This is a genomic window from Corynebacterium sp. UMB4614, assembly GCF_030217065.1.
Lineage (GTDB): Bacteria > Actinomycetota > Actinomycetes > Mycobacteriales > Mycobacteriaceae > Corynebacterium.
This window is the reverse complement of the sequence record NZ_JASONC010000064.1, coordinates 1-380: the sequence shown is the minus strand read 5'-3', so window position 1 is coordinate 380 and position 380 is coordinate 1. Positions and strand designations below refer to the sequence as shown.

1 pseudogene is annotated in these 380 nt (G+C 57.4%); it reads right to left on the bottom strand.

Annotated elements, in window-relative coordinates:
• Positions 1-380, bottom strand: a pseudogene (locus QP413_RS09910) (IS256 family transposase); the annotation flags it as partial.

Sequence of the window (380 nt, the reverse complement as noted above, 5' to 3'; positions counted from 1 at the left end):
TAGAAGGCTGGTCGTCCTGTTTCGTGGTCGGCTTTGTTGTGGTCTTCTGGGACAAGATCGTTGACTTTGGCGAGTTGATCTTGTCCGTAATTGCACTGCCTGGCGATCTTTAGCGGGTCGTCAGGCAGCTGCGTTTTCGAGTGCAGGTACCACTCGAGCATTTTGCGTTGGCGCTCCCCGGATCTGCCGCGGTGGGCATCGGCGATGCGTTTGAGTTGGGCGTTGACCCCGCCTTCCAGACTGTTTGTTGTTGATGCCCAGCGCTGTGGTTCGAGTGCTTCTGGTGGGGGCTGGAGGAAGGTAAACAGCCATCCTTTCCGTGAGAGGTGCAGCAGGGAGTTGTATGCCTTGCGAACTCGCAGGTGGGTCCATTCCCACTG